The sequence below is a fragment of the Methylobacterium sp. E-065 genome (assembly GCF_022829605.1).
GTDB lineage: Bacteria > Pseudomonadota > Alphaproteobacteria > Rhizobiales > Beijerinckiaceae > Methylobacterium.
Genome location: NZ_JAKSYD010000041.1, coordinates 16143 through 29905, shown reverse-complemented (window position 1 = coordinate 29905; position 13763 = coordinate 16143). Strand labels below are relative to the sequence as shown.

Below are 13763 nucleotides of genomic sequence, written 5' to 3'. Positions count from 1 at the left end.
CCCCAGAGTGGCGCCGTCGAGATGACCGGCAGGTGCCGCGACGCCCGAGCCGGCAACCTCTCCCGATGCAGGCCGGTGGCCGGCCCTGCATCCCGCAACTCGACGCCGGGCGACCTCATGCGTCGGCCGGTGTGACTGCCCCTACAGTGAGGCGCCCGCGAGAGGCGCTTGAATAGCGGCCATAGGCTGCGAATATGGAGAGGAATCCGATGTCTCAGCCAGACGCCCTCGCCAGGACCATTCCGCAGCCGCGCGACGCGGGAACGGAGCGGGTCAAGGCTGACGCGCGGCCGATGCAGGTCACGGCAGGAACCATACCGTCCGACACGGACGCCAAGCCGACCCGCATGCGCTTCTTCATGCTGTTCTTCATCCTGATCGCGACCGTCATCAGCTATGTGGACCGCACCAATCTGGGCATCGCCGCGCCGCTCCTGAGCAAGGAGCTTCAGCTCGACAAGGCGCAGATGGGTCAGATCTTCGCGGCATTCGGGCTGACCTACGCCTTCGCCCTTGTCCCGGGCGGCTACATCGCCGACATGCTCGGCTCGCGCCTGGCCTACGCAGGGGCGCTCGCGACGTGGTCCTTAGCCACGGTCGCCCAAGGTTTTGCTGGCACCTTCAATGGTTTGTTCGGCGCTCGTTTGGCGATGGGTGTCTTGGAGTCACCCGCCTTCCCAGCCAATGCTCGCGCTGTGACCATGTGGTTCCCGACGAAGGAACGCGGCATGGCGACGAGCTTCTACATCACCGGGCAGTACATCGGCACGCCGATCTTCGCAGGGCTTCTGCTGTGGCTTGCCCAGGAGCACGGCTGGCGCAGCGTCTTCTACGCCACCGGCCTCGCAGGTCTCACGCTCGGACTGTGCTGGTACTTCATCTATCAGGACCCGCGCGAGTGCAGACGGGCAAATGCCGCCGAGCTCGACTACATCGAGAAGGGCGGCGGCCTAACAACGAACCCGTCCCGGGCGCCCTTCAACGGCAAGGCGCTCCTACAACTCCTGGCGTACCGCCAGATCATCGGCATTTGCCTCGGAAAATTCTGCAGCAACTCGGTTCTCGTCTTCTTCACGACCTGGTTCATGACGTTCCTAATCGAGGAACGAAAGATGACGATCATGAAGGCCGGCTTCTACCAGATGCTGCCCTTCCTCGGCGCGACGGCTGGGATCCTGGTCGCCGGTCTGTTGTCCGACTTCTTGATCCGGCGTGGCGTCAGCATGTCGAGCGCCCGCAAACTCCCCTTGATCGTGGGAAGCTTCCTCGCGTCCAGCATTGTGCTCGTGAACGTCATCACCTCCGATGCCGCGGTGATCGCCATCCTGACGCTGTCGTTCTTTTCTCAAGGAGTCGCGGCGTCGTCCTGGACGGCCGTCTCCGAGGTCGCGCCCCGAAAGTACATTGGCTTGGCGAGCGGCATTACCAGCCTCGCGGCGAACCTGGCCGGTGTCACCACGCCGCTCGTCATCGGCTACGTCCTGCATTCGACAGGATCATTTTACTGGGCGCTGAACTTCATCGGCGCGGTGTGCATTTGCGGCGCGCTGTCTTACTTGGTCATCGTCGGGCCGCTGCGGCGCATCGAATTGGACTGAGGCGCACCGCGATCTCCTGAAGGTTGGTCCGTTCGGGGGCGGAAGTTCAGCTTGGGAGGCGGCTCGAGCTGAAGCAGCATTCGAGCGTCGCGACCAGCCAATCGACGAAGACACGCAACTGTGGCGAGAGCTGACGCCTGTAGGGGTAGAGCACCGACACCGGCGCCGGTGTCGGCAAGAAGTCGCCGATCACCCCCGCCAACGTCCCGCGCGCGACATCGTCGGCGAACCGGTAGCGCGGCGCCTGCACGAGACCGAGCCCGAGCTGCGTTGCCGCAGCGCTCGCATCCATGCTGCCGACCAGAACCCGCGCAGGCAGCGCGACTTCCACGACCTCGCCGCCGCGCGTGAACTCGAGTGGCAGCGGCTGACCCGTCCGCGCCGGTCTTCCCCGCCGAAGTGGCCGACGACGTAGTTAGCCACCGCCGTCAGTGCAGCATTCCTGTAGGAATCGCAGAAGCTCGGCATATGGCCCCAGCCCTAGCTCGTCCTAAGGTCCGCTTCTGAGGCGGATCTTCTCCGAAGCGAACGTGCCCATTTCGGGCCGGCAGGGGACCGTCGGCTCTTCCGGCGGATCGCCTCCGAAGCGGACCAGCGGCTTTCGGCCAACTTCAGCCGGCCGCTTCCCGTGGGTGCATTGTTTCAGATCAAGGCGTAGTCAGATAAATTCGGTAGGTTTGAAGCGTCCCATGCGGGGAGGTTTCATGCGCGAATATCTCGTCACCTTTCACAAGATCGTCCTGGATGGCGCCGGGCACGATCGGTGCATCGTGCAACGCCGCACGCAGCTTCGCGCGCGATCGGACGTCAGCGCAGTTTGGGAGGCCAAAGCGCTCTTCTGCCGAGCCCTCGGCATTTCGGACTGGCGGCTGCGAGCCGATACCTGCGAGGTCGTGGAGCTGGCGCATTTCACCGCACCGCTAAGATACCCGTTTGGGACGGAGGCGGGGCTTTGGCATGACACAGCGCGCGATCAGGGTGCATAAGTGCCGTGCGCAGGATGCGGCGGGTTTCCGTTGTGCGCTTCAAGAGTGGATCGGGTAAGCTCGTCATTCCGTGAGGAAGTCCGAGACCTGGCTGATGCCGAGCGAGACCTGCGGCCCTGAGCGGCATCCGTGTCGGCATGGACGCACCGAGGGTGGCTGCGCCCACTGCCAAGTTCGCCTCGTGAGCGTCTGCTCCGCACTCACACCAGAGGAACTGAACGAGCTCGAATTGCTCAGCCGGCACGTCGTGCTCGATGCGCGCCAGACTCTCTTCTCGCAGGGCGAGGAGACCACGGCCGTCTACAACGTCACCGGGGGAGCCTTACGCCTCTCGCGCCTGCTTCCGGACGGACGCCGCCACGTCATGGGCTTCGCTCTTGTCGGAGACTTCCTCGGCCTCGTGCTGACGGAGCGGCAGACGGTGACCGCCGAGGCCCTGTCACCCGTCACCGTTTGCCGCTTCGATCGCCGTGCGTTCCAAGATCTTATGGTCCGAAAGCCCCATCTCCTGCAGCGCCTGCATGAGCGCGCCGGCTACGAGCTCGGCCTCGCGCAGGAGCTGATGCTGCTGCTCGCTCGACGTGGGGCCGAGGAGAAGGTCGCGAGCTTCTTGGTTGCCCTGCGCGGACGCTACGCGCGAATCGGCCTGACTTCGGTGACGCTGGAGCTGCCTATGGGCCGACAGGACATTGCCGACCATCTCGGCCTCACCATCGAGACGGTAAGCCGCACGCTGACACGCCTAGACCGCGAGAAGCTCATCCTGATCGTACCTGGCGGGGTCCGCCTGCTCGACATGCCCCGACTTGAGCGCCTCAGTGGATGACGCAGCCAATGAGCTTCGGCGCGCGGACGCCCTGACATTTGGAGCTGTTGCCTTGATCTGAAACAAGGACCCGGCGGCCCGACGGGATCAGTTCGGAGAAATTGATCACGGAGACACCGATGCCCGACCTGCAAGCCCAACCGTCCCAGCCATCCTCGCGCAAGCTCGGCTTGTCGTAGGCGGCGCCGGGCACTGCGAGCCTGCTGCCCACTTCGGTGACCATGTCGACCCGCCCTGGGGTGCGAGTGCAAGCTCGTGACCGACGATCCATGCATCTCATCTCACGCAGGTCCCGGCCAGCACGCCTGCCTGCTGTCACCTTCAAGGATTGGATCGGTGCCGACCGAGATCTGCGCGAACTGCCCCGTCCGCGAACACGCGCTGTGCAGCAGCCTCAACGACGAGGGTGTGATCGCCTTCACCGGTCTGTGCCAGCGCCGTTGCGTCACGGCGGGTGAGACCGTGATGTGGGCGGGCGACGAGAGCCGGATCTGTGCCAATCTGCTGTCGGGCGTCATGAAGATGGTCGCCGCCACGGCCGACGGACGAGAGCAGATCGTAGGCTTGTTCTACCCGGCCGATTTCGTCGGTGAGCCCTACGCAGAAGAGCACGCCTTCACCGTCACGGCCTTGACCGATGTGGAACTGTGTACGGTCCAGAGACGTCCCTTCGAGCACTTTCTGGAAGAGCACGCGCGGATGGAGAACCTCCTGCTCCAGCGTACATTACGAGCGCTGAAGGAGGCGCGCGGTCGCATGCTGAGCTTGGCCCGCCTCTCGGCCGGTGAGAAAGTGGCCGGACTCCTCATCGACATGGCTGCACGAGCGGAGCGATGTGCCCGGCGACCGGGATCGGATCAACCGGCAACCTTCGATCTGCCGATGACCCGCGGTCATATGGCAGACGTGCTCGGGATGACGATCGAGACGGTGAGCCGACAACTCACGAAGCTGAAGGGCGCCGGCGTGCTCGCCCTCTCGGGCAATCGGACGGTGACGATCAAAGATACACATGCGCTTCGTGCTCGGGCGGCAGCCCGATAGGCGTCAACTCGCCCGCCGGCAGAGGCTGTCGAAGAGCAGCGACTGGCCGCTGGCCGTCAGGTGATCGCGGCCGAGTGCCAGGACCGCAAACTCCTCCAAAACCATCGATTGGCGGCCCGCCGCGAAGAAGCAGCGGAGCATGTACCCGAAAGTCTCGGCCGAGATCCTGCCGTTCGGCACCGGCCCCGCTTGCAGCGCCGCGATCAGGTCCTCAGCGTGCACGAGGTCATCGGTGTGGCGGGCATCGACGTGGCGCATCAATGCCGCCGCCAGCGGATCCTGCACCCCCCACCCGAAGATCCTGGTGATGAACGCATCGCCTTCCCTCTCTCCCTCGACGAACGCGCCGAGCGCCAGGCGCAGCCGTTCAGCCTGTGTGTCCGTCGGCCAGACGGGTAAGCTGTCGGCACAGGCTTCCAACAGATCGCATAGGCACGCTAGCTGCTCGTGACGTGTCATCATACGATCCAGGTCTGCTTCCTGAATGACGCACGACTGTCCCGAGGCGTGTATCGGGCTGTCGCTGGATGTGTCTGGCGCCATCATCGATATCTCCTGACGCACACTCGTGTGGTCATGCCGGCGTCGGCGGATTCATGCTTGATGAGCCGGGCGCAGCTCGGCCGCTATTGGAAGTCCCCCATCACAACCGCGACCGACCAGCTCAGCGCATCGTCGAGGGGGCGCTATCCGGCATCAGCATCATGTTCGTGTTGAGGTGGTACATCACCCAGACTGAGCCGCCGATCGTCAGCACCACGATCACGGCCGTGAACAGGAAGGCGAGCAACGTCCAACCGCCCTCGGACTGCGTATCGAGGTGCAGGAAGCTGACGACGTGCACGACGATCTGGACGAGTGCCAGCGCGAAGATGATCGCCGCCGTGACCGCCATATCGGGCAGCGCCCCGGACATGACCAGCCAGAACGGGATGACCGTAAGCAGGATCGCGAGCGCGACGCCGATCCGGTAGCCGCGGCGGCTGCCATGCCCGTGAGCGGTCCCATGATCCTCGGGTGCGAGATGGACGGGACGGGTGCTCAACGGATCACTCCATACAGGTAGACGAAGTTGAAGACGCCGATCCAGATGATGTCCAGGAAGTGCCAGAACATCGACAGGCACACGACCCGGCGCCTGATCTCGCCCGTCAGCCCGTGCTGACCGATCTGGACGAGCATCGTCACGACCCAGATCAGGCCAACGGTGACGTGCGCGCCGTGCGTCCCGACCAGGGTGAAGAAGGCCGACAGGAACGCGCTGCGCTGCGGACCGGCCCCTTCGGCGATCAGGTGCGAGAACTCGTAGAGTTCGACGCCGACGAAGGCGGCGCCCAGCACACCCGTCACCGCGAGCCAGAGGCGCGTCGGGCCGATCCGACCCGCCTCCATGTGCGGCATGGCCTGCCCGAAGGTGATGGACGAGGCGAGCAGGAGCGCCGTGTTGAGGGCGACCAGCGGCAGATCGAAGATCTGCCGCGGGACGGGACCGCCGGCGTAGCTGGTGCTCACCACACCGAACATCGCGAACAGCGAGGCGAAGATGAGCGCGTCGCTCATCAGGTAGATCCAAAAGCCCAGGACCGTGGCGCCGCCGCCGTGATCGTGATCGTCGGCGTCAAGGTGGTGCCAGGTGATGGCGGCCCCGGGGGCGTCGGTTGTGCGATGGGTCATGTCACGCCCCCACGGCCAGCGGCTGCCGCGCGTTCTCCGTCGCCGCGACCTCGGCGGCCGGGATGAAGGTGTCGCGCTTGAAGTTGAAGGTGTGTCCGACCGCCACGGCGAGCAGGGCGACGAAGGTCAGGGCGGCGAGCCACCACATGTACCAGACCATGCCGAACCCGAGGGCGAGCGATAGGCCGGCGAGGATCACGCCCGTGCCGGTGTTCCGCGGCATGTAGATCGGGCGGAACTCGTCCACGGGCCGCTGATAGCCGCGCGCCTTCATGTCGTACCACGCGTCCAGGTCGTGCACGACGGGCAGGAAGGCGAAGTTGTACGCTGGCGGCGGCGAAGAGGTGGACCATTCGAGCGTCCGGCCGCCCCACGGGTCGCCCGTCGTGTCGCGCAGCTCCTCGCGCTTCACGAAGCCCATGACGATGCTCATCACGAAGCCGAGGATGCCGACGAGGATGATGAGCGCCCCGATCGCGGCGATGACGAAGTATGGCTGGATGCTCGGGTCGTCGAAGTGGTGGACGCGGCGGGCGGTGCCCATCAGGCCTACCACGTAGATCGGCGTCCAGGCGACCCAATAGCCCACCACCCAACCCCAGAAGGCGACCTTCCCCCAGAACGGGTCGAGCTTGAACCCGAACGCCTTGGGGAACCAGTAGACCATGGCGGCGAACAGCCCGAATACGACGCCGCCGATGATGGTGTTGTGGAAGTGCGCCACGAGGAAGAGCGAATTGTGGAGCACGAAGTCCGCCGGCGGGATCGCGAGCAGCACGCCGGTCATGCCGCCGACCACGAAGGTCAGCATGAAGGCCACCACCCACATCATCGGCAGCTCGAAGCGGATGTCGCCGCGGTACATCGTGAACAGCCAGTTGAAGACCTTTGCCCCCGTAGGGATCGAGATCACCATCGTGGCGATGCCGAAGAAGCTATTGACAGCTGGGCCCGCGCCCATCGTGAAGAAGTGGTGCAGCCAGACCAAGTAGGAAAGGATGGTGATGACCACAGTCGCGTAGACCATCGACGTGTAGCCGAACAGACGCTTGCCGGTGAAGGTCGAGGTGATCTCCGAGTAGATGCCAAACGCGGGTAGGACGAGCACGTAGACCTCGGGGTGACCCCAGATCCAGACCATGTTCCAGTACATCATCGGCGCGCCGCCGAGTTCGTTGGTGAAGAAGTTCGTCCCGACGTAGCGGTCGAGCATTAGCAGGAAGAACGCGACCGTGAGCGCCGGGAAGATGGCGATCGCCAGCACGTTCGAGCACAGCGCAGTCCAGCAGAAGACCGGCAGCTTCATCATGGTCATGCCGGGCGCGCGCATCTTGATGATGGTCGCCACCATGTTGATCGCCGACAGCGTCGTACCTACGCCCGCGATCTGCAGCGACCAAAGATAGTAGTCGACGCCGGTATCCGGGCTGTAGGACAGCTCGGCCAGCGGCGCGTAGGACAGCCAGCCGGTCCGGGCGAACTCGCCGATGAACAGCGAGGTCATCGTCAGCACCGCGCCGGCCGCGGTGAGCCAGAAGCTCAGGTTGTTCAAGAATGGGAAGGCGACGTCGCGTGCGCCGATCTGGAGCGGCATCACGAAGTTGATCAGGCCGACCACCAGCGGGATCGCCACGAAGAAGATCATGATCGTCCCATGGGCGGTGAAGATCTGATCGTAGTGGTGGGCGGGCAGGTAGCCCTCGTTGGCCCCGAAGGCGATCGCCTGTTGAACCCGCATCATCAGCGCGTCGGCGAAGCCGCGCAGCAGCATGATGATGCCGAGGATGATGTACATGATGCCGATCTTCTTGTGATCGACGCTCGTGAACCACTCCCTCCACAGATAGCCCCAGAGCCGGAACCACGTCACTGCGCCGACGATGGCGAGGCCGAGCAGCGCGACGACGACGAAGGTGCCGAACAGGATCGGCTCGTGGATCGGGAACGACTCCCAGCCCAGGCGGCCGAAGATCGTCTTGAGTGTCGTCTCAGTCATGATGGTCCCGTGGACGAGGGATTAGGCCTGCTCTGCGCCCCGGGAGCGGCAAAGGGCTTGATGTCGGGCTATTGGAGGTCGCGGTTGCGCCCATCGCCCGGCTTAAGCTGGCCGGGGGTCTCGAGCTCGACCGGCTTGGTGACGTTCGGGCTCGTGCCCTTCTCGTCGGGTGCCTTCTCCAGCGCAGGCTTCGGCTTGGTGCCGGTCAACGGCTGCGCCTCGCGGCCCGGCGGCATTGCGGGGGCTGGGTGCGCATGGTGCGGATGTCCGCCGCTCGCCTGCATGTCCCGCCGCATGACGTCGATCATGCACGGCTTGCCGGGTTCGATGCAGCGGTTGACCGCGCGGTCGAACAAGCCATCCTGGACGGAGGCGAAGTGCATCACCGGCACCTTCTCGCTCGGCTTGACCAGTTCGACGAGGGTGGACAACTCCAAACCGCTTTCGGCTGCCTTCACGTCCGCCACCCAGCGGTCGAAATCGGCCCCTTCGACGCCACGCAACTTGAAGCGCATGTCGGAGTACCCACGGCCCGTGTAGTTGCCCGAGTACCCCCAGCTCTCGCCAGGCTTGTTAAGCACCGCGTTCAGTTCCGAGCGCATGGTCGGCATGGCGTAGATCATGCCGGCGAGGGTCGGTGCGTAGAAGGTATTGAACTGGTCCGTCGAGGTGATCGAGAAGCGCACCGGCACGTCCACCGGCAGCGCCAGCTCGTTCACGGTCGCGATCCCAAGGTCGGGATAGATGAACAGCCACTTCCAATCGAGCGCCACGACTTGGACGTTCAGCGGCTTGGCGTCCGGCGGAACGGGTACGCCCGGTGCGAGGCGCTCCAGTGGGCGGAACGGGTCGAGCAGGTGGGTGCTCGTCCAGGTCACCGCGCTCAGCGCGATGATGATGAGCAGCGGGCAGGACCAGATCACCAGTTCGAGCGTCGTCGAATGGTCGAAGCTGGGATCGTAGATCTTGTTCGGGTTACCGCTCCGGTATCGGTAGGCGAACAGCACGGTCAGCACCATCACCGGCACGATGATGAGCAGCATGACCCCGACCGAGAACAGGATCAGGTTGCGCTGCTGATAGGCGACATCGCCGGTCGGGTTCATAACCACCATGTCGCAGCCGCTGAGCAGCAGCGGCAGGACGAGGAGTGGGAGGCCGGTGGCCCGTCTCATGAGGCTGGTTGCTGGGCTGGGCATGGCCCTTCGAATAGCCGCCGAGCTTCCGGTCGACTTTGACCGCGGTCAAACCGCGCTGGATTTTCAGCCGCTATGGTCGGCGGCCGGCCCTGATGTCTTGCGGGCGCCCGGCGCAAGGCCCCGCGGCGGGGTGGAGGAGAGGATCGAACGAATGGCAGCCACGACCGCCAGTGCCGCGAGCTCGACGCCGCTGGAGCGCGACGCCCGCCTCGTCAACGCGCGGGAGCATCGGATCCGGCCCGGCGAGATCGCGGTGGGCGTCATCATCGGGCGGTCGTCGGAGTTCTTCGACTTCTTCGTCTACGCGATCGCCTCGGTACTAGTGTTCCCGTCGCTGATCTTCCCCTACACCGACGCGCTTACCGGTACGCTTTACTCCTTCGCGATCCTCTCGTTGGCATTCGTCGCCCGGCCCTTCGGCGCGCTCGCGTTCATGTGGGTCGACCGCAGGCACGGACGGGGGGTCAAGCTGACCGCCGCGCTCTTCCTACTTGGGGGATCGACCGCCGCCATGGCATTCCTGCCCGGCTACGCACAGGTCGGAGGTGTCGCAGCGGTTATTCTGGCCGTGTTGCGGATCGGGCAGGGCTTCGCCCAGGGCGGCACCTGGGACGGCTTGCCATCGCTCCTGTCGCTCAGCGCACCGCCGGAGCGGCGCGGCTGGTTCCGAATGATCCCGCAGCTCGGCGCGCCGATCGGGATGTTCGTGGCCAGCGCCCTGTTCGCGTTTCTGCTCCTCACGCTGAGACCGGCGGACTTCCTCGACTGGGGATGGCGGTACCCGTTCTTCGTCGCCTTCGTAATCAACGTCGTGGCGCTGTTCGCTAGGCTGCGGCTGATCTCGACTCCCGAATTCGAGCGCTTGTACCAGAGCCGTGAGCTCCAGCCGTCCCCAGTGGCCGGCCTGTTCCGCGAGGAATGGCGGACTGTGATCCTCGGCGCGTTCGCTCCCCTAGCGAGTTTTGCGCTGTTCCATCTCGTCACCGTGTTCCCGCTCTCTTGGGTGGTCCTCACGTCGAGCGACGCTGCGCTGAACTTTCTAGTGATCGAGCTTGTCGGGGCGGCCGTCGGATTGCTGGCTGTCGCCTTATCCGGGCTTATCGCCGATCGGATCGGCGGCCGAACGGTGCTCGGATTGTCCGCCATCCTGATCGCCGCCTATAGCGGCTTCGCCCCCCAGCTGCTCGGCAGGGGCTTGGCGGGCGAATGGACCTACGTGCTGCTCGGCTTCGGGCTTCTGGGGCTCGCCTTCGGTCAGTCCTCCGGCGCGTTGAACGACAGCTTCTCGTCCCGGCATCGCTACACGGGCGCGGGCACGACGGCGACAGCCGCGTGGTTCATCGGCGCCGGCTTCGCGCCGCTCGTCGCCCTGCTGCTGGCAAGCACCTTCGGGCTGATTTCAGTGGGAGCCTACCTCCTCTCCGGGGCGGTCTGCACGCTCCTGGCGCTGGCCCTCAACCGGCGGGGGGGCCGTGCAGCGTAGTGGCTCCAAGTTCCTGCTGCGTGACAGCAACATCTTGGCGTTGCTCCGCTGGGAGCGGGAGCGATTAAACCTGTCTGCTTCACGCCACCGGTTGCCAGAAACCGGACGGACGGCTTACGGCCAGCTCCGGCCGGCCGCTTCGAGACCAAGACAGCCGTTTAGCGGGGCCGCTGGCCTGCTCCGAAGCGGACAAAGGGTGCAGAAGGGCGAACGTCATAGAAGGGTGGGGAGCGGAAGTTAGGCGCTCGCCTCGAAGCGGACGTTCCGCCTACGACCCAACCTCGTCGTACAAACTGCCCTACGCCATCCGCCGAAAGCGGTCGTTCGTCGATCCGTGATGTCGGCAGTAGCACCACATCTGCGGGCCTTCTCCCGCAAGTGGGAGAGGGTCCGCCACCGGTGCAGGAGTGAGCCCGATACCGTTGACCTCGATGGCGTCAGGTCGGGGTCGCCCACTCGTCCAAGGTTGCGATCCGACTCGGCAGATTCTTGCCGGGGGCTGAAACTTGTCGCGGACCAGCTCCGTATCGATGTGCGAGAATAGGATCGCGCCCAGGCCAAAAGCCTTGATGTGATCACCGAATGCCTATTGCAAAACTATCATAGTACAGAAAAGTAATTTCTTGTTTTTTAGGAACAACGATACAATAATTCTGTTGCCCTGTGGGTTGTATAAGATGTTCACCTCCACAGGAGATCCTACATGAAGAAGTTCACCCTTGCGCTGACCGCTTTGACCGCCCTCGGCGGCATTGCCCTCGCCGCCGGTTCGGCCACGGCCGCCCCGATGTCCGTCAACGGCATTCAGTCCGAGAGCGGCGTCACCCAGGTCCGTATGGACCGCAGTGAGCGGATGATGATGAAGAAGCGCATGATGCGGAAGAATATGATGAAGCGCCGCATGATGAAGAAGCGGATGATGAACCGCGGCATGTGAACTCGAACGTTTGATGCTTTTGGACGTCCCGATGCAGGGGCCTCCACCCCAACGGCCACGACTTCGAGGAAGACCGTTTGGCTCGAACCTACCTCACCCGTTCCGCACCCGAGACCGGCGAGATCGAGCGTCGCCGATGGATGTTCAGGCATCCTGTTGTCATCCGCATCACGCACTGGGTCAATGCGGTCTGCCTCCTGATCTTGCTCATGAGCGGCCTGCAGATCTTCAACGCCCACCCGGCACTGTACTGGGGCAAGGTCTCGACCTTCGACGTGCCGGTGATGGCGATGTCCTCGACCGAGGACGACCCGCCCAAGGGCATCACGACGATGTTCGGCCACGGCTTCGACACCACGGGCTGGCTCGGCTCCTCAATCGGCTCCAACGGCCAGGCCGCCGACCGCGGCTTCCCCAGCTGGGCGACGCTTCCCAGCGACCAGGACCTCACCGGGGGTCGCTCCTGGCACTTCTTCTTCGCCTGGGCCTTCGTCCTGAACGGGCTCGCCTACCTGCTCTACGGACTTGTCAGCGGACAGCTTCGGTTCCGGGTCATCCCGTCGCGCGACCAGATCCGTCATTTCGGCGCATCGGTTTGGGAGCACCTGACGCTGCGCTTCCCGCAGGGCGACGAGGCCAAGCATTACAACGTCATCCAGAAGTTGACCTATCTCGTCGTGCTGTTCGTGCTCCTGCCGGTGCAGGTCCTGGCCGGCCTCGCGATGTCTCCCGCGATGGACGCGGCCTTCCCCTTCCTGCTGACGCTGTTCGACGGGCGCCAGTCCGCGCGCACGGTCCACTTCGTCGTGGCGGCCCTGCTGGTCCTGTTCGTGCTCGTTCACGTCGCCCTCGTCCTGCTCTCGGGCTTCTGGAACAACATGCGCGGCATGCTCACCGGCTGGTTCGTGATCGAGCGTAAGATCGAGCCGGCACCCGTCACCGGGGAGACCCGGGCATGAGCCGCCCTCCCAGTCGACGCGCCCTCCTGACGGGGGCCTCCGCCATGGCCGCAGCGGCCACGCTCGGCGGGTGCGACCGCCTCGGCAACGCGGAGTGGTTCCGGCGCACGCTCAAGACCGGCGAGGACGCCAACCTGTTCGTGCAGCGCCTGCTGCTCACCGACCGGACGCTGGCACCGGAATACGCCGAGACCGACATCTCGCCGTGGTTCAAGCCGAACGGCACCGAGGACCCGCCGGACAAGGCCTACAAGGTCCTCGCGAAGGCTAAGTTCGCCAAATACCACCTGGAGGTCGATGGCCTTGTGGAGGCGCCCTTCAAGCTCTCTCTGGCCGAGCTCCGCAAGCTTCCCGCCCGCACCCAGATCACCCGGCACGATTGCGTCGAGGGCTGGAGCGCCATCGGCAAATGGACTGGGGTGCCGCTCTCCGACCTCTTGTCCCGGGCCAAGCTCAAGCCCGGGGCGCGCTACGTGGTGTTCCACTGCGCCGACACCATGGACCAGGGCAATGCACTCGAAGGCGGGGGAGACGGTGAGGAGACTGACGAGGCCCCCGCCGGCAATGCCAACCCGAGCATGACCAAACAATCGGGTAGCGGGGAGAGCAGGAAGGATTCCGGGGGCCAGCAGGCGACGGATGATAACGCGGCCAGCGGCGGATCGCCGGTCCGGTATTACGAGAGCATCGACCTCGTCGACGCGTTCCACCCGCAAACGATCCTCGCCTACGACATGAACGGCCAGGCGCTTCCGGTCTCAAACGGGTCCCCGCTGCGCCTGCGCGTGGAACGCAACCTCGGCTACAAGCAGGCGAAATACGTGATGCGCATTGAGGTGGTCGAGAGCTTCGCCCACCTCGGCGATGGCAAGGGCGGGTACTGGGAGGACCAGGGCTACGCTTGGTACGCCGGCATTTGAGTGGGAACGGACGTGTCGTCTTCGTTTCCGCGAGCCTGGAAAGCGCAGCTCTCTCCTGGCGAACTCCGGTAGGGCCTTCGCGGCGACATCCGGCGCTCGCAAAACTGCAAAGTACGGTCGGCCCCGCGCCGCGTAACTGGC

General features: G+C 64.8%; 15 protein-coding genes. 8 read left to right on the top strand and 7 right to left on the bottom strand.

Annotated elements, in window-relative coordinates; all coding sequences use genetic code 11:
* Nucleotides 1-209: 209 nt before the first annotated feature.
* Nucleotides 210-1598, top strand: coding sequence for an MFS transporter (locus tag MKK84_RS03280; RefSeq protein WP_243916604.1), 1389 nt, complete (start codon nt 210-212; stop codon nt 1596-1598).
* Nucleotides 1599-1644: 46 nt separating this feature from the next.
* On the opposite strand, the gene MKK84_RS03275 is transcribed toward MKK84_RS03280, so the two are convergent.
* Nucleotides 1645-1929, bottom strand: coding sequence for a LysR substrate-binding domain-containing protein (locus MKK84_RS03275; RefSeq protein WP_243916603.1), 285 nt, complete (start codon nt 1927-1929; stop codon nt 1645-1647).
* Nucleotides 1930-2302: 373 nt separating this feature from the next.
* Here MKK84_RS03275 and MKK84_RS03270 point away from each other — a divergent pair, with 373 nt between their 5' ends.
* Nucleotides 2303-2584, top strand: a complete 282-nt coding sequence (locus tag MKK84_RS03270; RefSeq protein ID WP_313899312.1) for a hypothetical protein — start codon at nt 2303-2305, stop codon at nt 2582-2584.
* A 94-nt stretch (nt 2585-2678) separates the two neighbouring features.
* Nucleotides 2679-3410, top strand: a complete 732-nt coding sequence (locus MKK84_RS03265) for a Crp/Fnr family transcriptional regulator (RefSeq protein WP_243916602.1) — start codon at nt 2679-2681, stop codon at nt 3408-3410.
* Here MKK84_RS03265 and MKK84_RS03260 read toward each other — a convergent pair.
* Complete coding sequence (locus MKK84_RS03260) at nt 3400-3633, bottom strand: hypothetical protein (RefSeq protein WP_243916601.1); 234 nt, start codon at nt 3631-3633, stop codon at nt 3400-3402. The genes MKK84_RS03265 and MKK84_RS03260 overlap by 11 nt on opposite strands.
* A 113-nt stretch (nt 3634-3746) precedes the next feature.
* Between MKK84_RS03260 and MKK84_RS03255 the strand changes: the two genes are divergently transcribed.
* A complete protein-coding gene (locus MKK84_RS03255; protein WP_243916600.1) occupies nt 3747-4454 on the top strand; it encodes a Crp/Fnr family transcriptional regulator in 708 nt (235 codons plus the stop codon).
* A gap of 3 nt (nt 4455-4457) precedes the next feature.
* On the opposite strand, the gene MKK84_RS03250 is transcribed toward MKK84_RS03255, so the two are convergent.
* The 5 genes from MKK84_RS03250 to cyoA form a co-directional block, all read right to left on the bottom strand.
* The gene (locus MKK84_RS03250; RefSeq protein WP_243916599.1) at nt 4458-5000 is read right to left on the bottom strand and encodes a hypothetical protein; all 543 of its coding nucleotides are present in this window, start codon (nt 4998-5000) and stop codon (nt 4458-4460) included.
* 118 nt (nt 5001-5118) lie between these two features.
* Nucleotides 5119-5499 carry a cytochrome o ubiquinol oxidase subunit IV gene (cyoD, locus tag MKK84_RS03245; protein ID WP_243916598.1) on the bottom strand — a complete coding sequence of 127 codons (381 nt, stop codon included), beginning with the start codon at nt 5497-5499 and terminating at the stop codon, nt 5119-5121.
* Nucleotides 5496-6128 (bottom strand): cytochrome o ubiquinol oxidase subunit III, encoded by a 633-nt coding sequence (gene cyoC, locus MKK84_RS03240; RefSeq protein WP_243916597.1) that lies wholly within the window; start codon nt 6126-6128, stop codon nt 5496-5498. Before cyoC ends, cyoD begins: the two co-directional genes overlap by 4 nt.
* A gap of 1 nt (nt 6129) precedes the next feature.
* Nucleotides 6130-8124 carry a cytochrome o ubiquinol oxidase subunit I gene (gene cyoB, locus MKK84_RS03235; RefSeq protein WP_243916596.1) on the bottom strand — a complete coding sequence of 665 codons (1995 nt, stop codon included), beginning with the start codon at nt 8122-8124 and terminating at the stop codon, nt 6130-6132.
* A gap of 68 nt (nt 8125-8192) precedes the next feature.
* Nucleotides 8193-9299: a ubiquinol oxidase subunit II gene (cyoA, locus tag MKK84_RS03230; protein ID WP_243916595.1), complete on the bottom strand. Its 1107-nt coding sequence runs from the start codon at nt 9297-9299 to the stop codon at nt 8193-8195.
* Nucleotides 9300-9474: 175 nt separating this feature from the next.
* Here cyoA and MKK84_RS03225 point away from each other — a divergent pair, with 175 nt between their 5' ends.
* The 4 genes from MKK84_RS03225 to MKK84_RS03210 all read left to right on the top strand — a co-directional run bounded on the left by MKK84_RS03225 (nt 9475) and on the right by MKK84_RS03210 (nt 13622).
* Nucleotides 9475-10806 carry an MFS transporter gene (locus MKK84_RS03225; protein ID WP_243916594.1) on the top strand — a complete coding sequence of 444 codons (1332 nt, stop codon included), beginning with the start codon at nt 9475-9477 and terminating at the stop codon, nt 10804-10806.
* A 703-nt stretch (nt 10807-11509) separates the two neighbouring features.
* On the top strand, nt 11510-11743 hold the full coding sequence (locus MKK84_RS03220; RefSeq protein WP_243916593.1) for a hypothetical protein: 234 nt from the start codon (nt 11510-11512) through the stop codon (nt 11741-11743).
* Nucleotides 11744-11883: 140 nt separating this feature from the next.
* Entirely contained in the window at nt 11884-12702 is an 819-nt protein-coding gene (locus tag MKK84_RS03215) for a cytochrome b/b6 domain-containing protein (RefSeq protein WP_243916618.1), read from the top strand.
* The gene (locus tag MKK84_RS03210; RefSeq protein ID WP_243916592.1) at nt 12699-13622 is read left to right on the top strand and encodes a molybdopterin-dependent oxidoreductase; all 924 of its coding nucleotides are present in this window, start codon (nt 12699-12701) and stop codon (nt 13620-13622) included. Before MKK84_RS03215 ends, MKK84_RS03210 begins: the two co-directional genes overlap by 4 nt.
* Nucleotides 13623-13763: the final 141 nt, after the last annotated feature.